Here is a 21,844-nt window from a genome sequence, read left to right on the forward strand (position 1 = left end):
AGAAGGTGGGGGGATGGGGATCTGGCACGTGTTCTACGCGGACTGGCAGATGGAGTGCTGCGGCACGCCGTTCTCCGTCGGCGACGAGGTGAGCTGGCCGCTGCTGCTCAACGACTCCGGGGACGTCCTGGGCGGCGACTGGGACGACGAGCCGGCGAAGGTCGTCGGGGAGGTGGCGGACCTGGAGGGCATCCGGGTCCTCCGGGAGGAGACGGGACTGACCGTGGCCCTGCACGAGGACCCCGTCGACGTCATGCCACCGGAGGCCCTCGGCGAGGAGCGGCCCGGCGACTGGGTCCGCCTGGCCGGACTGCTCACGGTGGAACGGCACGGCGGCGAGTGGCCCGAGGCCCGGGGGCGGGTGCGGGCCCTCCGGGTGGTGAGCCAGGAGTACGCCGAGACCGACCCCGGCTCGCGCACCTGGCACCCGGTGCCGGGCACACGCTCACTGCGCCCGGCGGAGACCTGCCCGAAGTGGTTCACCGACCTTGACCCACCCACCCCGGGCCGGGGGCGGAGAGAGGCGGGAGCACTGGTGACCTTGGAGATCCCGGACCGCCGGTGACCCCCGAGATCCCGGCCCCCCGAGCCCGCCCCGCGCTCACCCCCCGCCCTCCGGAGACAATGGACCCCGTGCGCTATCGCATCCTCGGTACTACTCAGGCCCTTCGCCCCGACGGCGCCCCCCTCCCGGTCGGTGGGGCGCGGTTGCGGGCGTTGCTCAGTGTGTTGGCTCTGCGGGGCGGACGGGCCGTGCCCGTGCAGGTGCTCGTGGACGAGGTGTGGGGCGCGGATCCGCCCGCCGACGCCGCGGGGGCGTTGCAGGCGCTCGTCGGGCGGCTGCGCCGGGTGCTCGGTGCCGAGGCCGTCGAATCCGTCGAGGGCGGGTACCGGCTGGCCGCCGGCCCCGACGACATCGACCTGCACCGTTTCGAACGGCTCACCGCCGACGGCATCCGCGCCCTCGCCGACGGCGACCCCGCCAAGGCCGCCGGCGTCCTCGACGACGCCCTCGCCCTGTGGCGCGGCCCCGTCCTCGCCGACCTCCCCGACCGCACCGCCGAGGCCGCCCGCTGGGAGACCCGGCGCCTGGACGCCCTGCGCGCCCGGCACACCGCCGCCCTCGCCCTCGGCCAGGCCGAGACCGCGCTGCCGGAACTGACCGCGCTGTGCGACACCCATCCGCTCGACGAGCCGCTGCAGGCACTGCGCCTGCGCGCGCTGCGCGACACCGGCCGAGCCGCCGAGGCACTGGCCGCCTACGACGACGTACGACAGCTGCTGGCCGAGCAGCTGGGATCCGACCCGGGGGCCGAACTGCGGGAACTGCACGCCGAGTTGCTGAAACCGGCGGCTCCGGCCACGCCCGGCAACCTGCGCGCCCGGCTCACCTCCTTCGTCGGCCGGGAAGCCGACATCGAGGCCATCCGCGGAGACCTCGGCCGCGCCCGGCTGGTCACGCTGCTCGGACCCGGCGGCGCCGGCAAGACCCGGCTGTCGCAGGAGGCCGCGGAAACGCTCCGGGACACCGCCCGCGACGGGATCTGGCTGGCCGAGCTGGCACCCGTCGACGACCCGGCCGCCGTACCGGAGACGGTGCTGACCGCCGTGGGCGCCCGCGAGACCGTGCTGTACGGCGCCGGTGCCGAGGAGTTCCGCAGCGCCGTCGCCGACCGGCACGACGACCCGCTCGACCGGCTGGTGGAGCACTGCGCCCGGCGCCGCATGCTGATCGTCCTCGACAACTGCGAGCATGTCGTCGACGCCGCCGCCAGGCTCGCGGACCACCTGCTGGCCCGCTGTCCCGGCCTGACCGTCCTGGCCACCAGCCGTGAACCCCTCGGCGTACCGGGCGAGGTGCTGCGGCCGGTGGAGCCGCTGCCGCAGCCGTACGCGCTACGGCTGTTCGCCGACCGCGGGGCCGCCGCCCGGCCCGGGTTCAGCGTCGACGACGACCCCGATGCCTGCGCCGAGATCTGCCGCCGCCTCGACGGACTGCCCCTGGCCATCGAACTCGCCGCCGCCCGGCTGCGGATGCTCACCCCCCGCCAGATCGCCGACCGGCTCGACGACCGCTTCCGGCTGCTCACCTCCGGCAGCCGGACCGTGCTGCCCCGCCAGCAGACCCTCAGGGCCGTCGTCGACTGGTCCTGGGACCTGCTCGACGAGGACGAACGCGCGGTCCTGAGCCGGCTGTCCGTCTTTGCCGGCGGCTGCGATCTGCCCGCCGCCGAGGCCGTGTGCGGACCGGCCGCCCTCGGCGCGCTCGGCTCCCTCGTCGACAAGTCCCTGGTGGTGGCCGCCCCTTCGGGCGACGGCGCCATGCGCTACCGGCTGCTGGAGACCGTCGCCGAGTACGCGGGCGAGCGCCTGGACGAGGCCGGGAACCGGTCCCGCGCCGAGCGCGCGCATCTGACGTACTACCGCGAACTCGCCCGCACCACCGACCCGTTGCTGCGCGGCCCGCGCCAACTGGAGGCCGTGGAACGGCTCCAGCGGGAGTACGAGAACCTGCGCACCGCCCTGCGGCACGCCGTCGCCGAACGCGACGAGCAGGAGGCGGTGACCCTGGTGCTGTCACTGGCCTGGTACTGGCAGATGCGCGACCTCAGGATCGAGGCCCGCGGCTGGTGCGCGGAGGTGATGACGCTCGGCCCCGACCCCTTCGCCGAGCCCGTGCGCCGGGCGGAGCCGGTCTGGCGGCGCGTCACCGCCGAGCCGCCCCCGTACACCGGCGAGGTGCTGGCCGAGGCGCGGCGCGGGGTCCATCTGGCCCATCTCGCCTGCATGGACACCGAGATCGCCGCCTGGCAGAACCCGGCCGCCCAGCAGAAGCTGCGCACCATCGCCGAGGTCTACGAGCCCGGCCTGCCGCAGACCTGCCGCAGCCCCGGCCTGCTCGCGATCTTCGCCGTGATGCTCACCGGCGACATCGGCCGGGTCGGCACGATCCTCGACGCCGCCGTGGAGACCTGCCGCCGCACCCCCGGCTACGACTGGGAACTGGCCGCCACCCTGCAGATGCGGGCCAATCTCCTCGCCCACCGCCCCGTCCGCGCGGCGGCCGCCGCCCAGGACGCCGACGAGTCGCTGGCCATCTACCGGCGGCTCGGTGACGCCTGGGGCAGCGCCGAGGCGCTGGCGGCGCGCGGCGAGGCCCGCGAGCGCAAGGGCGCCTTCCTGGAGGCCGCCGCCGACTACGAGGCGGCCGTCGAACACGCCCGCCGCCTCGGCGCGCACGCCCAGGAGGCCGTCCTCTCCGCCCGGCTGGCCGGAGCGCTGCTGGAGGGCGGGCAGCCCGAGGAGGGCGAACGCCTGCTGCGGGAGGTCATCGACGGACTGGACGGCGGGCACAGCGAGGCGATGCCGTTCAGCCGGGTCATCCTCGCCGGCTGGCTCAGCATCACCGGCCGTACCGCCGAGGCGCGCGAGCAGATGCGGCTGCTGCGCGAGGACTTCGGCCTCGCGCAGTTCCATGTCTTCGACGCGTTCATCCTCAGCGGGGAGGCCTGGCTGGACGCCTCCGACGGGCTCCACGACCAGGCCCGGGAGAAGCTGCGGCGCGCCCTGGAGCAGGCGGACGATCCGCTGTCGCAGGCGATGGCCCCGCAGTTGGTCTCGGGGTGCCTGGTCATCGCCGCCGTGGCGCTGGCCCCGAGCGCCCCGCTCGACGCGGCCCGCTGTCTCGGGGCCGCCGAGGCGCTGTGGCCGCCGGGGCACCGGAACTCCACGCTGGAACGCGAGTGCCGGGACCGGGCGGTGGCCGCGGTGCGCGCGGTCCTCGACGACGAGGCGTACGAGGCCGGGTGCGCCGAGGGCGGCGACCTCACCGCGAAGGAGGCCGCCGCCCTGGTGTGACCGTCAGGTCTTGGTGCGGAACTTGTGGATGGCGATCGGCGCCATGACCGCGGTGAGCAGGACCGACCAGCCGAGCGTCAGCCACAGGTCGTGGGCGACCGGACCGCCGTTCATCAGCCCGCGGGCCGCGTCGGCGAGGGCGGACAGCGGGTTGTAGTCGGTGAAGTTCTGCAGCCAGCCCGGCATCGACTCGGTCGGCGCGAAGATCGACGAGCCGAACTGGAGCGGCATCAGCACCAGGAAGCCCATCGCCTGCACGGACTGGGCGTTCTTCATCACCACGCCGAGGGTGAGGAAGACCCACATCAGCGCCGAGCCGAACGCCACGGACAGGGCCACCGAGGCGAGCAGTCCGGCCCAGCTGGTGATGTCGAACCCCACGAGCAGGGCCACGATCATCAGGACGGCGGTGGCGAACAGCATCCGCAGCAGCTCTACGGCGATCTTCGCGAACAGCACCGAGCCGCGGCCGATCGGCAGCGACCGGAAGCGGTCCATGACACCGGTGTTGAAGTCCTGGTTGAAGCCGGTGCCCACCCCCTGCGCCATGGTCATGCCCATCATGGCGAGCATGCCCGGCACGACGTACTGCACGTACGCCTCCTGCCCGCCGCCCAGGGACTGCCCGATGGAGCCGCCGAAGACGTACACGAACAGCAGGGTGAAGACGATCGGGAAGAGCACGGCGTCGGCCATCGACTCCGGGTCCTGCCGGATCCAGAGCAGATTGCGCCGGACGAGCGCGCCGGTGTGCCGGAGGTGGCCGCGCACCGGGATGCGGGCGTCGGCCGTGGTGACGGTGGTGGCGCTCATACGGCGACCTCCTCGCGGTTGTCGGTGGGTACGGCGTCCTGCGGGGCACTGGCGCGGTGGCCGGTGAGGGACAGGAACACCTCGTCGAGGCTGGGCAGTTCGGTGGTGACGGAGGAGAGCGTGACGCCCCGTGCGGTCACCGCGCCGACGACGGCGGTGAGCTGCTCGTCGCTGAGGATCGGCACCAGCAGGGCGCCGCGGTCGGCGTCGACGGTGGTGGTGGCGAGCCCGGTGATGCCGAGGCCGTCGAGGTGGGAGGCGAGCGGCCGCAGCTGCAGCGGATCGGCCGGCCGGACGCGCAGGGTCCGGCCGCCGACCTTCGCCTTCAGCTCCTCGATGCCGCCCTTGGCGATGACCTTGCCCCGGTCGACGACCGTCAGCTCGTCGGCGAGCTGCTCGGCCTCCTCCATGTACTGGGTGGTCAGCAGCACGGTGACGCCGTCGCCGACCATGGTCTTGACCTCGGCCCAGACCTCGTTGCGGGTACGGGGATCGAGCCCGGTGGTCGGCTCGTCCAGATACAGCACGGCCGGATGCCCGATCATCGAGGCGGCGAGGTCGAGGCGCCGGCGCATACCGCCGGAGTAGGTGGCGGCGGGCCGCTTCCCGGCGTCGGTCAGCGAGAACCGCTCCAGCAGCTCGTCGGCCCGCGCGCGGGCGTCCCGCCGGGACAGGTCGAGCAGCCGCCCGATGAGGTACAGGTTCTCCCAGCCCGGCAGCTTCTCGTCCACGGAGGCGTACTGCCCGGTCAGCCCGATCACCCGGCGCAGCTGCCGGGGCTGCCGCACGACGTCGTATCCGGCGACCGTGGCCTGCCCGGAGTCGGGCGCGAGCAGGGTGGACAGGATCCGCACGAGGGTGGTCTTCCCGGCCCCGTTGGGCCCGAGCACCCCCATCACGGTCCCCTCCCGCACCTCCAGATCCACCCCGTCCAGCGCCTTGGTCTCGCCGTAGTGCTTGACCAGTCCCCGCACGGTGACGGCACGCCCGGCGCCGCCCTTCACATCGATTCGCGTCATGCCCCCAACCTGCCAACCCCCACCGACAAACCACCGACAGGCGACCGACGGGCGCCTACAGGCTGCCGACAAGCGCCCCGTCAGGACCGCACGGTCTCCGTCCCCTGCGGCAGGTGCCCGGCGATCAGGCGCTCGGGGGTGGAGAGGGGGACGCGGTGGCGGTCCACCGCGTAGGCCGTGCCTGCCACGCCGAGGCCCAGGACGGCCAGGGCGGCACCCGTGAGGGCGGGGGAGGTGACGCCGAGGCCCGCTGTCAGGGCCAGGCCGCCGATCCAGGCGCCGCCGGCGTTGGCCAGGTTGAAGGCGGCCTGGTTGGCGGAGGAGGCCAGGGAGGGGGCCGCCGACGCCTTCTGGCCCAGTATTCCTGGAGGTTACGCCCGGGTGACCAGCGGCTTTTACGAGGCGGTTGTGTCGACCTTCACACGCGCGGCCACCGGAAGGTGATCGCTCCCGGTCTCCGGCAGCGTCCAGGAGGTGATCGGCTCGATGCCCTTCACCAGGATCTGGTCGATCCGCGCCATCGGGAACGACGCCGGCCAGCTGAACCCGAATCCGGTGCCCGCGGCGCCCTGCGTGGAGCGCATCTGGGAGGTGACGGCGTTCAGCGCGCGGTCGTTCATCGTGCCGTTGAGGTCCCCGAGCAGCACACTGCGGGGCAGCTCCTCGGCGGCGATGGCCTCGCCCAGCGCGTCCGCGCTCTTGTCGCGCTGCCGGGCGGTGAACCCGGCCTCCAGCTTCACCCGCACCGACGGCAGGTGGGCGACGTACACCGCGATCTCCCCGGACGGCGTGCTGACGGCCGCGCGCATGGCCCGGGTCCACCCCAGCTTGATGTCCACGGCCTTCACCCCGCTCAGCGGGTACTTGCTCCACAGCCCGACCGTGCCCTGCACCGAGTGGTACTTGTACGTCGACGCCAGTGCCTCCTCGTACACCGGCACCGCGCTCGCGGTCAGCTCCTCCAGCGCCACCACGTCCGCGCCGGAGGCGGCCACCCCACGGGCGGTGCCCGACGGGTCGGTGTTGTCGGCGTTGACGTTGTGCGTGGCGATCGTGAGGTCGCCGCCGGGGGAGGTCTTGTCGGTGAGCAGCCCGCCGAAGAGGTTCAGCCACACCACCGCGGGCAGCACCACCGCGATCAGCGCGGTCGCGGACTTGCGCAGCAGGGCCACCAGCACCAGCAGCGGGACGAGCACGCCGATCCAGGGCAGGAAGGTCTCGATGAGGCTGCCCAGGTTGCCGATGGCGTTCGGGATCTGCGCGTGCAGCAGCATGACCAGGGCGAGCAGCACCGCGAACACGGCCGTGACGATGCCCCGGCGCCAGATCCGGGGATCACCGCGCCAGCCGGCCACCAGTCTTCCCAGCAGACGCCGGAACCGGTTTCCCCGGCGCTCGGGTCCCGAGCCGCCGCTGTCCGTCTCCGTCATGTACGCCTGCTGCGCCATACCGTCGCCTCACTGCCTGCCGTGCACACCTTCAACCCCCGCTCTTACGACCCTAGGGGATGATCGGTTCTCTTCCTGCCGTCCCATGACGGCCGTACGGGCACGAGGACGTACAAGTCGGCTCCCGGAGTTCCGGGTACGCCGGTGGAAAGCGCGCTCTGTGACGAAACGCGCACATCCGCTACGCGGGAGGCGAACTGACGGACGGTGAGCTGACGGGCCGCAGCCCTTCCAGCAGGGTGTCGACGATCTGTTCGGGCAGCCCGTCCGGCAGGTCCGCGTCCGGGCGCATCACGGACCGCAGCAGCATGGGGCCCACGAACAGGTCGTTGAGCAGCTCCACGTCGACGTCCTTGCGGAGTTCCCCGTCGCGCTGGCCGCGGCGCAGCACCTCGATGCCGAGCCGGCGCCGGGGGGCGACGACGAGGGCGTGGTACGCCGCCCAGATCTTGGGGCTGCTCTTCATCTGGGCGTGCACGTTGTGCAGGATCGCCGAGGAGCGGCTGACCAGTCCGCGTCGGCGCAGCGACTCCAGCAGCACGACGAGGTCGTCGCGCATGGAGGTGCCGGGCAGCTCGGGGTCGGGGGGCTCGGCGGCGCGTACGACGTCGACGAAGAGCTCCTCCTTGCCGCGCCAGCGCCGGTAGATGGTGGCCTTGCCGACACCGGCGGTACGGGCGATCCGCTCGATGGAGAGCTCCGCGAGCGGTACGCCCTCCTCCAGCAGCCGCATCACGCCCTCGATGATGGCGCGCTCCACGGCCTCGCTGCGCGGGCGGCCCCGGACCGGTCCGGGCTGGCTGTCGGCGACTGTCACGTGTGCGTCCCTTCTGTGGTCCGGGGATTCTCCCTCAGCACAGGCCCGGAGTCCCGCCCGGCCTCATGACAGCACCGGAGTTCCCTGCGGCCCTGGACCCGGGTCGGGGTTTCCGGCGGCCCCTGGACCGGGCTGGAGTTCCCCGCGGCCTCCGGACCGGACTGGAGTTCCCTGCGGCCCCTGGACCCGGGCCGGGGTTCCCCGCGGCCCCGGGGCCGGGCCGTAGTTCCCTCGGCCAGTGGACCGGCCCGGCGTTCCCCCCGGCCTGAGGACCGGCCCTCCGCGCTGGCGGCGCTGCGGAACGCGGCGCGGCTGAGCCGGCGGGAGATCGGGCAGCTGCGGGCGGTCATTTCGGGCGCCGGCGCGGCCGGGGGCGCTGTCGCCAAGATGCTGGTCGACCCGCCCAGCCTGAGGACCAGGCCGGGGTTCCGCCCGGCCTCTGGACCGGCCTCCGGTTCCCCCGGCCTGAGGACCGCCCCGGAGTCCCCCGGCCTCTGGACCGGCCCCCAGTTCCGCCCGGCCTGAGGACCGCCCCGGAGTCCCCTCGGCCTCAGGACCGCTCCCCAGTCCGCCCCGGCAGGAACAGTGCCACCACCACCGCTCCGACCACCGCCACCGCCGCGCCGCCCAGGGCCGTGACGTGCATGGCGTGCAGGAAGGCGTCGTTGGCCCGGTCGACCAGGGGCTGCCCCTCGGGGCCGAGCCGTGCCGCGGCCGCGAGGGTCGACTCGATGGACTCGCCCGCGGTGTGCCGCAAATCGGCCGGCACCGCGCCGAGGTCGTCCTCGATCGAGGAGCGGTACGCCGTGGAGAGCACCGAGCCGAGGACCGCGATCCCGAGGGCGCCGCCGACCTGGCGGAAGGTGTTGCTGAGCGCGGAGGCGGAACCGGCCTTCTCCCGGGGCAGGGTCTGCATGATCACGACGCTGACCGGCGTCATGATGTGCGCCATGCCGGTGCCCATGAGGAAGAAGATCACCTCAAGGATCCAGATCGGCGTGTCCGCGTCCAGCGTGGCGAACGCGGCCAGCGTCGCCGCGATCAGCGCCATGCCCGCGGTGGTGGTGGCCCGGTTGCCGAAGCGGTCCACGAGGAGGCGGGCGCGCGGCGCGAACAGCAGCTGCGCGACGGCCAGCGGCAGCAACAGCAGGCCGGTCTCCAGCGGCGAGTAGCCGCGCACGCTCTGGGTGTAGAAGACGGAGAAGAACGTCACGCCCATCAGCGCGAAGAAGACCAGCGCGATGGCGGCGATCGCGGCCGAGAAGACCTTGTCGCGGAAGTAGCCGACGTCGATCGACGGGTGGTCGCTGCGCTTCTCGAACACCACGAAGGCGACCAGGAACGCCAGCCCCGCCCCGATCGTCGACACCACGGTGACATCGGTGAAGTCGGCCAGCTCGCCGCCCCGGATGATGCCGTAGACCAGCAGGACCAGGCCGGCGACGGACAGGACCACGCCGACCGGGTCGACGCGGCCGGGGTCCGGGTCGCGGGAGTCGGGAACCAGCCAGATCATCAGCGCGACGGCGACCAGCACGATGGGGACGTTGATGAGGAACACCGAGCCCCACCAGAAGTGGTCGAGCAGCACGCCGCCGGTGATCGGGCCGATGGCGATGGCCAGACCCACCCCGCCCGCCCAGATGCCGATGGCCTTGGGCTGCTCCTCGCGCTCGAAGACGTTCATCAGGACGGCGAGGGTGGCCGGCATGACGAAGGCGGCGCCGAGGCCCATCACCGCCCGGTAGGCGATGAGCTCGCCCGGCGATCCGGCGAACGCGGCGAGCGCGGAGCCGATGCCGAAGACGGCGAGCCCGCCCAGCAGGATCCGCTTGCGCCCGAGCCGGTCACCGAGCAGACCGGCGCTGAACAGCAGCCCCGCGAAGACCAGGGTGTAGGCGTTGATGGCCCACTCCAGCTCGCTCTGGGTGGCGCCGAGGCCGGTCGGGGCGGGGGTCGAGATCGTCTTGACGGCGACGTTCAGGATCGAGTTGTCCAGCACGATGATCAGCAGGCTCAGCATGAGCACGCCGAGGATGGCCCAGCGGCGCCGGTGCACCGCTTCCGGTATCCGGGGTACAGGGGGAGCGGAGACAGTCATGCCGTCCAGGGTAGGCGATTTGCAATACGGATCCGTCTCGTATCGTAATTCTCTTACCCGGCTCTCACCCCCGGCTCTCACCCCCGGCTCTCACCCCCGGCTCTCACCCCCGGCTCTCACCCCCGGTTCTCACCCCCGGTTCTCACCCCCGGTTCTCACCCCCGGTTCTCACCCCCGGTTCTCACCCCCGGTTCTCACCCCCGGTTCTCACCCCCGGCTCTCACCCCGCTCGAGCGTGACCGGGGTCCCCCTAGCCGCGCCTGGCACGAGGTGCCACCATGGAGGTGGTCCGGGGACGCCGTCAGGGCGCCTCGAGATGACGTAAGGAGCCGTTGCCATGACGCAGCTCTCGGCTGCCCAGAACTCACCCTCCGGCGGCAGCAAGGCGCTGTACGGGGGGAAGGGCACCCGCCGCATCACCGTCCGCGACATCGCCGCCGCCAAGGAGCGGGGCGAGAAGTGGCCCATGCTCACCGCTTACGACGCGATGACCGCGTCCGTCTTCGACGAGGCGGGCATCCCGGTCATGCTGGTCGGGGACTCGGCGGGCAACTGCCACCTCGGCTACGAGACCACCGTACCCGTCACCCTCGACGAGATGACCATGCTGTCGGCCGCCGTCGTACGCGGCACCTCACGCGCCCTGATCGTCGGCGACCTGCCCTTCGGGTCCTACCAGGAGGGCCCGGTGCAGGCGCTGCGCTCGGCGACCCGGCTGGTGAAGGAGGCCGGCGTCGGCGCGGTGAAGCTGGAGGGCGGCGAGCGCTCGCACCGCCAGATCGAGCTGCTGGTCGAGTCCGGCATCCCGGTGATGGCCCACATCGGCCTGACCCCGCAGTCCGTCAACGCCATGGGCTACCGCGTCCAGGGCCGCGGCGAGGAGGCGGCGGCCCAGCTGCTGCGCGACGCCAAGGCCGTCCAGGACGCGGGCGCCTTCGCGGTCGTGCTGGAACTGGTCCCGGCCGAACTCGCGGCCGAGGTCACCCGGGTCCTGCACATCCCGACGGTCGGCATCGGCGCGGGCGCCGAGACGGACGCCCAGGTCCTGGTCTGGACGGACATGATGGGCCTGACCGGCGGGCGCGTGCCGAAGTTCGTCAAGCAGTATGCCGACCTGCGCCGGGCCATGGGCGACGCGGCCAAGGCGTTCGCGGAGGACGTCGTCGGCGGGACCTTCCCGCTGGAGGAGCACTCCGTCCACTAGAGCCACAGCGGCACAGAGGCAGCCCGCCGATCTCCCCCGTCGGCGGGCTGCCGTATGTCCGTCCCTGCTTCCCCTACGCGGTCTCGCGCCAGCCGTTCGTGATCGGCAGCCGCCGGTCCTTGCCGAATCCCTTGGGGGAGATCTTCGTGCCCGGCGGGTACTGGCGGCGCTTGTACTCCGCCGTGTCCACCATGCGCAGGGTCTTGGCCACCAGAGCCGGGTCGTAGCCGGCCGCGACGATCACGTCGGCGCCGTCGTCACGGTCGACGTAGCGCTCCAGGATCGCGTCCAGGACCGGGTAGTCGGGCAGGGAGTCCGTGTCGACCTGGCCCGGGCGCAGTTCCGCGCTCGGGGGCTTGCTGATGGAGTTCTCCGGGATCGGCGGGGTCTGGCCGCGCTCGGCCGCCGCCCGGTTCCGCCACTCCGCGAGGCGGAAGACCGACGTCTTGTACACGTCCTTGATGGGGCCGTACGCGCCCACCGAGTCGCCGTACAGCGTCGAATAGCCCACCGCCAGCTCCGACTTGTTGCCCGGCGCCAGGACGATGTGGCCCTCCTGGTTGGAGATCGCCATCAGCAGGGTGCCGCGCAGCCGGGACTGGAGGTTCTCCTCCGCCAGGCCGGTCAGACCCAGGGACGTCATATAGGCGTCGAACATCGGCTCGATCGGGACCGTCCGGAAGTTCAGGCCCGTCCGCCGGGCCAGCTCCGCCGCGTCGCCCTTGGAGTGCTCGGAGGAGTACTTGGACGGCATCGAGACGCCGTACACGTTCTCCGCGCCCACCGCGTCGCAGGCGATGGCGGCCACCAGTGCCGAGTCGATGCCGCCGGACAGACCGATCAGGACCGACCGGAAGCCGTTCTTGGCCACATACGCCCGCAGGCCCACGACCAGCGCCGAGTACACCTCCTCGTCGTCCTCCAGACGGTCGGCGTAACCGCCCGCCAGCTCCGGCTCGTACGCGGGCAGCGGCTCCTCGGAGAGCACCAGGCGGTCGATCCGGAGCCCGTCGTCCACCACGCCCTCCGGGGCGTCGGCGGCGGCCGCCGGCAGGTCGAGGTCCAGCACCACACAGCCCTCCGCGAACTGCGGCGCCCGCGCGATCACCTCGCCGCTCGCGTCGACCACGATCGAGTCGCCGTCGAAGACCAGCTCGTCCTGGCCGCCGATCATGGCGAGATAGGCGGTGGTGCAGCCCGCCTCCTGGGCGCGCTTGCGGACCAGTTCGAGACGGGTGTCGTCCTTGTTGCGCTCGTACGGCGAGGCGTTGATGGAGACCAGCAGGCCGGCCCCGGCGGACCGCGCCGCGGGCACCCGGCCGCCGTCCTGCCACAGGTCCTCGCAGATGGCGAGGGCCACGTCCACGCCGTGCACCCGCACCACCGGCATGGTGTCGCCGGGCACGAAGTAGCGGAACTCGTCGAAGACGCCGTAGTTCGGCAGGTGGTGCTTGGCGAAGGTGAGCACCACCTCGCCGCCGTGCAGCACCGCCGCCGCGTTGCGCGGGGCGCCGGCCGGCTGGCCGTACTTCGGCTGGGCCGCCTCGGAGCGGTCGAGGTAGCCGACGATCACCGGCAGCTCCCCGAAGCCCTCCTCGGCGAGCCGGGCGGCCAGCGCGCGCAGGGCCGCGCGGGACGCCTCCACGAAGGAGGACCGCAGGGCCAGGTCCTCGACGGGGTACCCGGTCAGCGCCATCTCGGGGAACGCCACGAGATGCGCTCCCTGCTCGGCGGAGTGCCGGGTCCAGCGGAGGATCGACTCGGTGTTCCCGGCGAGGTCACCGACGCGCGAGTCGATCTGATTCAGGGCGAGGCGAAGTTGAGGCACGCGCCCAGTGTAATCGTCAGAGCGACGCGATGGGGTGGGAGGGGGGCCGTCCGCTCTCAGCGGGGCCTACGGCCGGGCCTTCGCGCCCCGGTCCTTCAGCATGTCCGCCATGAGCCCGATCTCCGACTCCTGACCGTTGACCATGGTCTGCGCGAGCCGCTTCTCCACGCCCACCTCGCACCGCTTCACACAGGCCTCGGCCATGTGGACGCCGCCCTTGTGGTGGTCGGTCATCAGCTGGAGGTAGAAGACCTCCGCCTGCTCGCCGCTGAGCTTGTTCAGCTTCTTCATCTCGGTGTTCGTCGCCATGCCGGGCATCAGCGCGCCGTCCTCGCCGGCGGGCATGGAACCCATGTCCATCCAGGTCATCGGCGGCTCCGCGGAGAACTTCGGCAGCTCCCACAGATCGAGCCAGCCCAGCAGCATCCCGCGCTGGTTGGCCTGCGTCTGCGCGATGTCGTACGCCAGGCGCCGCACCTCTTCGTCGTCCGTGCGGTCACGCACGATGTACGACATCTCCACGGCCTGCTGGTGGTGCACCGCCATGTCCCGCGCGAACCCCGCGTCCGCGGAGCCGGCGGCGGGGGCCGCGTCGGACCCCCCGTCCTCCGCGACGGCGTAGGTGATCGCGCCGGCCGCGACGAGCACCGCCGCCGCGGTCCCCGCGATCCAGCCGACGTGCTTCCTCACTGCGCCTTACCGCCCGTGCACGCGGCGCCCGGCTCCGGCGTCTGCTCGCCCTGGACGTACTTCTCGAAGAACTTGTCGAGGTCCGGGTCGCTCGCGCTCTTCACCGTGCGCTGCGCGCCCCACGCCGAGAGCATGATCGGCGCCTTCTGGTTCTCGTACGGGCTCATCAGCGTGTACGGCGTCTTCTTCACCTTCGCCGCGAGCGCGTCCACGTCCGCCTTCGACGCCTTGCTGGTGTACGTCACCCAGACCGCGCCGTGCTCCAGGGAGTGCACGGCGTTCTCGTTCGCCACTTCCTCGGTGTAGACGTCGCCGTTGCAGTTCTGCCAGACCGCGTTGTGGTCGCCGCCGACCGGGGGCTCGACCGGGTACTTCACCTTCTTGTCGACGTGGGTCTGGCTCAGCTTGCCGCCCTGCCAGGTGCTCACGCCGTCGGCACCGGCCACCAGGGAACCCGTGGTCTTGGAGTCGACCGAGTCGCTGTCGTCGGACTGCGACTGGACCAGGACGACACCGCCGACGACCAGGGCGGCGACGACCGTCACGCTGGCGCCGATGGTGAGCATCCGGTTGCGGCGCTCGCGGGACTGCTCGGCGCGCCGCATCTCTTCTATGCGGGCCTTGCGCGCCGCGGAGTTGCTCTTCTTGGCGGATCCCATGGCGTGATGTCCTTCTGGGGAAAAGGGACGGTCGAGTCCGCTGATCGTAATGGGGAAGCAGGGACCTCTCGAAGGGAGGTCACAGGAATGGGCCGGATCGCAACGCAATCGACAGGCACCCGACAGGTGCCCCAAGGACCATTGTGGGCCACAGCCGCCGACGGCCGGGCATTACGGATGTCGGTCCGAGCAGGCAAGATGGGCGGCAGAGCGGCGCACGCGCGGCACGCCGGGCGTTCAGACCGAGGTCGGACGGCCGATCAAGGTCGGCAACGCGCGCGAAATGCTGTTGTGGTGTGATGCTCAGGTGCCCGACCGACTTCCCGCGGTGCGCGGGGCAGGCGGCCTGACCAGCAAGGATGGGGAAGCGGAAGATGGACAAGCAGCAGGAGTTCGTGCTCCGTACGTTGGAGGAGCGCGACATCCGGTTCGTACGCCTGTGGTTCACGGACGTGCTGGGCTTCCTCAAGTCCGTCGCCGTGGCCCCGGCCGAGCTGGAGCAGGCCTTCGACGAGGGCATCGGCTTCGACGGCTCGGCCATCGAGGGCTTCGCCCGGGTCTACGAGTCCGACATGATCGCCAAGCCGGACCCCTCCACCTTCCAGGTCCTGCCCTGGCGCGCGGAGACCCCCGGCACGGCCCGGATGTTCTGCGACATCCTGATGCCCGACGGCTCCCCGTCCTTCGCGGACCCGCGCTACGTCCTCAAGCGCGCCCTCGCCCGCACCTCGGACCTGGGCTTCACCTTCTACACCCATCCCGAGATCGAGTTCTTCCTGCTGAAGGACCGCCCCCTGGACGGCTCCCGCCCCACCCCGGCCGACAACTCCGGCTACTTCGACCACACCCCGACCAACGTCGGCATGGACTTCCGCCGCCAGGCGATCACCATGCTGGAGTCGATGGGCATCTCGGTGGAGTTCTCCCACCACGAGGGCGCGCCCGGCCAGCAGGAGATCGACCTGCGCTACGCCGACGCGCTGTCCACCGCGGACAACATCATGACGTTCCGCCTGGTCATGAAGCAGGTGGCGCTGGAGCAGGGCGTGCAGGCGACCTTCATGCCCAAGCCGTTCAGCGAGCACCCCGGCTCCGGCATGCACACCCACCTCTCCCTCTTCGAGGGCGACCGCAACGCCTTCTACGAGTCGGGCTCGGAGTACCAGCTCTCCAAGGTCGGCCGCTCCTTCATCGCGGGCCTGCTCAAGCACGCCGCGGAGATCTCGGCGGTCACCAACCAGTGGGTGAACTCCTACAAGCGCATCTGGGGCGGCTCCGAGCGCACGGCCGGCGCGGGCGGCGAGGCGCCGTCGTACATCTGCTGGGGCCACAACAACCGCTCGGCCCTGGTCCGCGTGCCCATGTACAAGCCCGGCAAGACCGGCTCCGCGCGCGTGGAGGTCCGCTCCCTGGACTCCGGCGCCAACCCCTACCTGGCCTACGCCGTCCTGCTGGCCGCCGGCCTCAAGGGCATCGAGGAGGGCTACGAGCTGCCTCCGGGCGCCGAGGACGACGTCTGGGCGCTGTCCAACGCCGAGCGCCGCGCGATGGGCATCGAGCCCCTCCCGCAGAACCTCGGCGAGGCCCTGACCCTGATGGAGAACAGCGACCTGGTCGCCGAAACCCTGGGCGAACACGTCTTCGACTTCTTCCTGCGCAACAAGCGCCAGGAGTGGGAGGAGTACCGGTCCGAGGTCACGGCCTTCGAACTGCGGAAGAACCTGCCGGTGCTGTAGGCACACCTGGGCCGACGGCAGGGCGCCGTCGGCCCGAGGTGTTGTCGGGCCAGGGCCTCAGTCGCCCTGGCCGGCCTGGTCCGACAGCATCTTGTGCAGCGGTTCCGTCGCCCTGCGGCGGTACTCCTGGATCGACCAGCCGTTGCCGTCGGGGTCCTTGAAGTACATGAACGTGGCGCCGTCGTCCGGCGTGTACTGGACCGGCTCCGACACCTCCAGGCCCCGCTCCACCAGCTCCGCGTGCGCCGCCTTGATGTCCGCCACGCACAGCTGGAGGCCCTGGTAGGAACCCGGGGCGGGACGCGCGCCCGGTCCCATCTCCCAGAGGCTGTCGCCCAGCGCGATCGAGCACCCCGAGCCCGGCGGCGTCAGCTGGACGATCCGCATCCCGGGCATGACCTCCTGGTCGATGTCGACGTGGAAGCCGACCTTGTCCCGGTAGAAGTCCCGGGCCCGGTCGATGTCGCTCACGGGCAGCGGGATCACTTCGAGCGTGAAGTCCATAACTGGTCCTCCCTGGAGAATCGCCAACGAATCTGGCCGAACGGTTCACGCTCACCGAAGCGGAAAACACCGCCCCGCGCCACCGATAAGAGAAGGTTCCGTTCCCGACCGGGCTCACCCCGCCCGAGCCGAGCGCAGCGGTTAGGCTCGGGCGCGTACGACCTTGATCGGACGGGAGGCCCAGGATGACGGCGCCGGGGCGCAGGAGCAGTACCTTCACGCGGCTGCTTCGGCACGGCTTCACCGACCCGAGCGCCGCCGAGCGGCTGCTGGAGGCCCCGGAACTGGCCCCCGTGCGCGACGACCCGGTGCTGCTGGAGGCCCTCGGCGCCACCGCCGACCCCGATCTCGCCCTGCACGGCCTGGTCCGCCTGCTGGAGGCCCAGTCCGGCCGGGGCCTGCTGGACACCGTGATAGCCGCCAAGCCGCTGCGCGACCGCCTCCTCGGCGTCCTCGGCGCCTCCACCGCGCTCGCCGAACACCTCGCCCGGCACTCCGACGACTGGCGTGCCCTGGTCACCTACGAGCCCCGGGACCTGCACCCCGGCGTCGCCGAGTTCGAGCGGGGCCTGGCCGAGGCCACCGACCCGGTCTCGCTGCGGGTGGCCTACCGGCGCTGTCTGCTGTCCATCGCCGCCCGTGACGTGTGCGGCACCACCGATGTCGCCGAGTCCGCCGCGGAACTCGCCGACCTCGCCACCGCCACCCTGCGCGCCGCGCTCGCCCTCGCCCGGGCCGCCGCCCCCGACGACGCCGCCGCGTGCCGGCTCGCGGTGATCGCGATGGGCAAGTGCGGGGGCCACGAACTCAACTACGTCTCCGACGTCGACGTCATCTTCGTCGGCGAGGCGGCGGAGGGGGTCGACGAGACCAAGGCCCTCAGAGCGGCCACCAAGCTCGCCTCGCACATGATGCGGATCTGCTCGGAGACCACCGTCGAGGGCTCGATCTGGCCCGTGGACGCCAACCTGCGGCCCGAGGGGAGGAACGGCCCGCTGGTCCGTACCCTCTCCAGCCACCTCGCCTACTACCAACGCTGGGCGAAGACCTGGGAGTTCCAGGCACTGCTCAAGGCCCGCCCGGTCGCCGGTGACCTCGACCTCGGCGAGGAGTACGTCGCCGCCCTCGAACCCCTCGTCTGGAAAGCCGCCGAGCGGGAGAACTTCGTCGCCGACGTGCAGAAGATGCGGCGCCGGGTGGTCGAGAACATCCCCCTCGCCGAAGTCGACCGCCAGCTCAAGCTCGGCCCCGGCGGCCTCAGGGACGTCGAATTCGCCGTACAGCTGCTGCAGTTGGTGCACGGACGGGCCGACTCCTCCCTGCGCAGCGGCTCCACCCTGGAAGCCCTCAAGGCCCTCGCCGCCGGCGGCTACGTCGCCCGCGCCGACTTCGCCCAACTGGACGCCGCCTACCGCTTCCTGCGCTCCATGGAGCACCGCATCCAGCTCTACCGGCTGCGCCGCACCCACCTCGTCCCCGAGGACGAGGCCGATCTGCGGCGCATCGGCCGCTCGCTGGGCCTGCGCAGCGACCCGGTGGCCGAACTGAACCGCGAGTGGCGGCGGCACTCCTCCGTCGTACGGCGGCTGCACGAGAAGCTGTTCTACCGGCCGCTGCTCGACGCCGTCGCCCAACTCGCCCCCGGCGAGGCCCGGTTGAGCAGCGAGGCGGCCCGCGAGCGGCTCGTCGCGCTCGGCTACGCCGACCCGGCCGGCGCGCTGCGGCACCTGGAGGCACTGGCGTCCGGCGTCACCCGCAAGGCCGCCATCCAGCGCACCCTGCTGCCCGTCCTGCTCGGCTGGTTCGCCGACTCCGCCGACCCCGACGCGGGCCTGCTCAACTTCCGCAAGGTCTCCGACGCCCTCGGCAAGACCCCCTGGTACCTCCGGCTGCTCAGGGACGAGGGCGCGGCGGCCGAGAACCTCGCGCGGGTGCTGTCCGCCGGGCGGCTCGCCCCGGACCTGCTGATGCGCGCCCCCGAGGCGGTGGCCCTGCTCGGCGACGGTGACAGCGGCGGCCTCGCACCGCGCCCGCGCGCCCATCTGGAACAGGAGATCCTCGCCGCGGTCAACCGCGCCGACAGCGGCGCCCAGGCCGTCACCGCGGCCCGCGGCGTACGCCGCCGCGAGCTGTTCCGTACGGCCGCCTCCGACATCGTCGGCTCCTACGGCACCGAGGCCCATCCCGCCGAGGCCGACCAGGGCGCCCTGGTGGACCGGGTCGGCGCCGCCGTCTCCGACCTGACCGCGGCGACCCTGGCCGGCACCCTGCGCGCGGTCGTCCGCGAGGGCTGGGGCGACACCCTGCCCACCCGGTTCGCCGTCATCGGCATGGGCCGCTTCGGCGGCCACGAGCTGGGCTACGGCTCCGACGCGGACGTCCTGTTCGTGCACGAGCCCCGCGACGGCGTCGACGAGCACGAGGCCGCCCAGGCCGCGAACCGCGTCGTCTCCGAGATGCGCCGCCTGCTGCAGATCCCGAGCGCCGACCCGCCCCTGCTGATCGACGCCGACCTGCGCCCCGAGGGCAAGTCGGGCCCCCTGGTGCGCACCCTGAAGTCCTACGAGGCCTACTACCGCCGCTGGTCCCTCGGCTGGGAGTCCCAGGCGCTGCTGCGGGCCGAGCCGGTCGCCGGGGACGAGGACCTGGGCCGCCGCTTCGTCGAACTGATCGACCCCCTGCGCTACCCGCCGGCCGGCCTCACCGACGACGCGGTCCGCGAGATCCGCCGCCTGAAGGCCCGTATGGAGTCCGAGCGCCTCCCGCGCGGCGCCGACCCCAAGCTCCACACCAAGCTGGGACCCGGCGGGCTCTCCGACGTCGAATGGACGGTCCAGCTCCTCCAGCTGCGCCACGGCGCCACCCAGCCCGGCCTGCGCACCACCCGCACCCGGGCAGCGCTGTCCGCGGCGGCCGGAGCCGGCCTGATGCCCGCGGAGGACGCGGCCACCCTCGACGAGGCCTGGGTCCTCGCCACCCGGGTCCGCAACGCCGTGATGCTGGTCCGCGGCCGCGCCGGCGACACCTTCCCCTCGGACGCCCGGGAACTGGCCGCGGTGGGCCGCTACCTCGGCTACGGCCCCGGCCACGTCGGCGACATGCTCGACGACTACCGCCGCACCGCCCGCCGGGCCCGGGCCGTGGTGGACGCGCTGTTCTACACCGGCTAGCGGCGGGGGACCGGGGCCGGCACCAGCTTGGGCAGGGCGTGCGGCAGCGCTCCGTACCACAGCCGTACCACCGCGTAGCCGAAGGCCAGGCAGAGCAGGCCGCCGACCGCGTCCAGCCAGAAGTGGTTGGCGGTGGCGACGATGACGACCAGCGTGACCACCGGGTAGAGCACGCCCAGCACCTTCGCCCACGGCACCGACGCCAGCGCGAAGATGGTCAGCCCGCACCACAGCGACCAGCCGATGTGCATCGAGGGCATGGCGGCGTACTGGTTCGACATGTTCTTCAGGTCGCCCGAGGCCATCGAACCCCACGTCTGGTGGACCAGCACGGTGTCGATGAAGGCGCCGCCGGTCATCAGCCGGGGCGGGGCGAGCGGATACAGGTAGTAACCGAGCAGGGCCACACCCGTGGTCGCGAAGAGCACCGTGCGGGTCGCCGCGTAGCGTCCCGGGTGGCTGCGGTACAGCCACACCAGCACACCCAGCGTCACCACGAAGTGCAGCGTCGCGTAGTAGTAGTTCATGCCCACGATCAGCCAAGTCACGGAGTTCACCGCGTGGTTGAACGACTGCTCGACGGCGAGGCCGAGCGTCTGCTCCGCCTTCCAGATCCAGTCGGCGTTGCGCAGTGCCTCGGACTTCTGCTCCGGGACGGCATTGCGGACGAGTGAGTACGTCCAGTAACTCACCGCGATCAGCAGGATCTCGAACCACAGCCGGGGCCGGCGCGGAGCGCGCATCCGGCGCAGCAGACCCGGTCTGTCCGCCGCCGTGACGGGGTGCGGAACGGCCGCCTGTGCGCGGTCCTCCAGCTCGGTCACGGTCATGTCACCCATAGGCACAGAGTCTGCCAGAAACGCCTTCCCCCACCGATCATCCCCTGGTCTGGTTCCGGTCGCACGTTCTACGACGGGTGCACGGTACCCGGTCGTTCAGTCTCCGACCTAGGGACGATTTCGGTCCCCAGGGGCCGAAGCGGTCGAACCGCGCACCACCAGTTCCGGCATGAACACGAATTCACTGTGCGGTGCCGGAGTCCCGCCGATCTCCTCCAGCAACGTACGCACCGCGGCCTGGCCCATCGCCGGGACCGGCTTGCGGACCGTCGTCAGCGGCGGGTCGGTGAAGGCGATCAGCGGGGAGTCGTCGAAGCCGACGACCGAGATGTCCGTCGGCACCTCCAGGCCGCGCTGCCGGGCGGCCCGTATGGCGCCCAGCGCCATCATGTCGCTGGCGCAGACCACCGCCGTGCAGTCGCGGTCCATCAGCGCCGTGGCGGCCGCCTGACCGCCCTCCAGGGTGTACAGCGAGTGCTGGACGAACTGGGTCTCTATGAACTCGGCGGCGAGACCCAGCTGGTCCTGCATGGTGCGGACGAAGCCGTCGATCTTCCGCTGCACCGGCACGAACCGCTTCGGGCCGAGCGCGAGACCGATCCGGGTGTGACCGAGGGAGACCAGATGTGTGACCGCGAGCGTCATCGCCGCCCGGTCGTCGGGGGAGATGAAGGGCGCCTGCACCTTGGGGGAGAAGCCGTCGACGAGGACGAAGGGGACGCCCTGGGCGCGCAGTCGCTCGTAGCGCTGCATGTCGGCCGTGGTGTCCGCGTGCAGTCCGGAGACGTAGATGATCCCCGCGACCCCGCGGTCGACCAGCATCTCGGTCAGCTCGTCCTCGGTGGAGCCGCCGGGCGTCTGGGTGGCGAGCACCGGTGTGTAGCCCTGCCTGGTCAGCGCCTGGCCGATGACCTGGGCCAGGGCCGGGAATATCGGGTTCTCCAGCTCCGGGGTGATCAGGCCCACCAGGCCCTCGCTGCGCTGTCGCAGCCGTACCGGGCGTTCGTACCCGAGCACGTCGAGGGCGGCGAGAACGGACTGGCGGGTGGTGGCGGCGACGCCCGGCTTCCCGTTCAGGACCCGGCTGACGGTCGCTTCGCTCACCCCCGCCTGCGCAGCGATGTCAGCAAGCCGTGTGGTCACGGCACTGGACTGTAC

Annotated in this window: 16 protein-coding genes and 1 pseudogene; 5 read left to right on the forward strand and 12 right to left on the reverse strand. The window is 72.0% G+C overall.

What is annotated here, in order from left to right:
- The first annotated feature begins 13 nt into the window (after positions 1 to 13).
- Together ACWD1Z_RS20275 and ACWD1Z_RS20280 are read left to right on the forward strand one after the other, a co-directional pair.
- On the forward strand, positions 14 to 565 hold the full coding sequence (locus ACWD1Z_RS20275) for a DUF6578 domain-containing protein (RefSeq protein WP_451120436.1): 552 nt from the start codon (positions 14 to 16) through the stop codon (positions 563 to 565).
- 59 nt (positions 566 to 624) lie between these two features.
- Entirely contained in the window at positions 625 to 3,858 is a 3,234-nt protein-coding gene (locus ACWD1Z_RS20280; RefSeq protein ID WP_451120438.1) for a BTAD domain-containing putative transcriptional regulator, read from the forward strand.
- Positions 3,859 to 3,861: 3 nt separating this feature from the next.
- On the opposite strand, the gene ACWD1Z_RS20285 is transcribed toward ACWD1Z_RS20280, so the two are convergent.
- The 6 genes and pseudogenes from ACWD1Z_RS20285 to ACWD1Z_RS20310 form a co-directional block, all read right to left on the reverse strand.
- Positions 3,862 to 4,671, reverse strand: a complete 810-nt coding sequence (locus ACWD1Z_RS20285) for an ABC transporter permease (RefSeq protein WP_389416379.1) — start codon at positions 4,669 to 4,671, stop codon at positions 3,862 to 3,864.
- Complete coding sequence (locus ACWD1Z_RS20290; protein WP_451120440.1) at positions 4,668 to 5,690, reverse strand: ATP-binding cassette domain-containing protein; 1,023 nt, start codon at positions 5,688 to 5,690, stop codon at positions 4,668 to 4,670. The genes ACWD1Z_RS20285 and ACWD1Z_RS20290 overlap by 4 nt, the downstream gene beginning before the upstream one ends.
- An 80-nt stretch (positions 5,691 to 5,770) precedes the next feature.
- A pseudogene (locus tag ACWD1Z_RS20295) lies at positions 5,771 to 6,043 on the reverse strand (MFS transporter); the annotation flags it as partial.
- 42 nt (positions 6,044 to 6,085) lie between these two features.
- Positions 6,086 to 7,138 (reverse strand): endonuclease/exonuclease/phosphatase family protein, encoded by a 1,053-nt coding sequence (locus ACWD1Z_RS20300; protein ID WP_451120442.1) that lies wholly within the window; start codon positions 7,136 to 7,138, stop codon positions 6,086 to 6,088.
- 181 nt (positions 7,139 to 7,319) lie between these two features.
- Positions 7,320 to 7,955, reverse strand: coding sequence for a TetR/AcrR family transcriptional regulator (locus ACWD1Z_RS20305; protein ID WP_451120444.1), 636 nt, complete (start codon positions 7,953 to 7,955; stop codon positions 7,320 to 7,322).
- 550 nt (positions 7,956 to 8,505) lie between these two features.
- Positions 8,506 to 10,056, reverse strand: a complete 1,551-nt coding sequence (locus ACWD1Z_RS20310; protein WP_451120446.1) for an MFS transporter — start codon at positions 10,054 to 10,056, stop codon at positions 8,506 to 8,508.
- A gap of 337 nt (positions 10,057 to 10,393) precedes the next feature.
- On the opposite strand from ACWD1Z_RS20310, the gene panB reads away from it, so the two are divergent.
- Positions 10,394 to 11,260, forward strand: a complete 867-nt coding sequence (gene panB, locus ACWD1Z_RS20315; protein WP_389416384.1) for a 3-methyl-2-oxobutanoate hydroxymethyltransferase — start codon at positions 10,394 to 10,396, stop codon at positions 11,258 to 11,260.
- 73 nt (positions 11,261 to 11,333) lie between these two features.
- Here the strand turns inward: panB and ACWD1Z_RS20320 are convergent, their stop codons facing one another.
- From ACWD1Z_RS20320 to ACWD1Z_RS20330, 3 genes are all read right to left on the reverse strand, one after another.
- Positions 11,334 to 13,088: an NAD+ synthase gene (locus ACWD1Z_RS20320; protein WP_451120448.1), complete on the reverse strand. Its 1,755-nt coding sequence runs from the start codon at positions 13,086 to 13,088 to the stop codon at positions 11,334 to 11,336.
- 66 nt (positions 13,089 to 13,154) lie between these two features.
- Positions 13,155 to 13,778 (reverse strand): DUF305 domain-containing protein, encoded by a 624-nt coding sequence (locus tag ACWD1Z_RS20325; protein ID WP_451120450.1) that lies wholly within the window; start codon positions 13,776 to 13,778, stop codon positions 13,155 to 13,157.
- The gene (locus ACWD1Z_RS20330) at positions 13,775 to 14,437 is read right to left on the reverse strand and encodes a DUF3105 domain-containing protein (protein WP_451120452.1); all 663 of its coding nucleotides are present in this window, start codon (positions 14,435 to 14,437) and stop codon (positions 13,775 to 13,777) included. The genes ACWD1Z_RS20325 and ACWD1Z_RS20330 overlap by 4 nt, the downstream gene beginning before the upstream one ends.
- Positions 14,438 to 14,811: 374 nt before the next feature.
- Here ACWD1Z_RS20330 and glnA point away from each other — a divergent pair, with 374 nt between their 5' ends.
- Positions 14,812 to 16,173 carry a type I glutamate--ammonia ligase gene (gene glnA, locus ACWD1Z_RS20335; RefSeq protein WP_250070229.1) on the forward strand — a complete coding sequence of 454 codons (1,362 nt, stop codon included), beginning with the start codon at positions 14,812 to 14,814 and terminating at the stop codon, positions 16,171 to 16,173.
- Between the two features lie 57 nt (positions 16,174 to 16,230).
- On the opposite strand, the gene ACWD1Z_RS20340 is transcribed toward glnA, so the two are convergent.
- The gene (locus ACWD1Z_RS20340) at positions 16,231 to 16,677 is read right to left on the reverse strand and encodes a VOC family protein (RefSeq protein WP_451120453.1); all 447 of its coding nucleotides are present in this window, start codon (positions 16,675 to 16,677) and stop codon (positions 16,231 to 16,233) included.
- A 185-nt stretch (positions 16,678 to 16,862) separates the two neighbouring features.
- Here ACWD1Z_RS20340 and ACWD1Z_RS20345 point away from each other — a divergent pair, with 185 nt between their 5' ends.
- Entirely contained in the window at positions 16,863 to 19,847 is a 2,985-nt protein-coding gene (locus ACWD1Z_RS20345; RefSeq protein ID WP_451120455.1) for a bifunctional [glutamine synthetase] adenylyltransferase/[glutamine synthetase]-adenylyl-L-tyrosine phosphorylase, read from the forward strand.
- On the opposite strand, the gene ACWD1Z_RS20350 is transcribed toward ACWD1Z_RS20345, so the two are convergent.
- Entirely contained in the window at positions 19,844 to 20,686 is an 843-nt protein-coding gene (locus ACWD1Z_RS20350; RefSeq protein WP_451120457.1) for a phosphatase PAP2 family protein, read from the reverse strand. The two genes, ACWD1Z_RS20345 and ACWD1Z_RS20350, sit on opposite strands and share 4 nt — an antisense overlap.
- A gap of 108 nt (positions 20,687 to 20,794) precedes the next feature.
- Positions 20,795 to 21,829, reverse strand: coding sequence for a LacI family DNA-binding transcriptional regulator (locus ACWD1Z_RS20355; RefSeq protein WP_451120459.1), 1,035 nt, complete (start codon positions 21,827 to 21,829; stop codon positions 20,795 to 20,797).
- Between the last annotated feature and the right edge of the window lie 15 nt (positions 21,830 to 21,844).

The organism is Streptomyces sp. NPDC002784, from assembly GCF_053592135.1.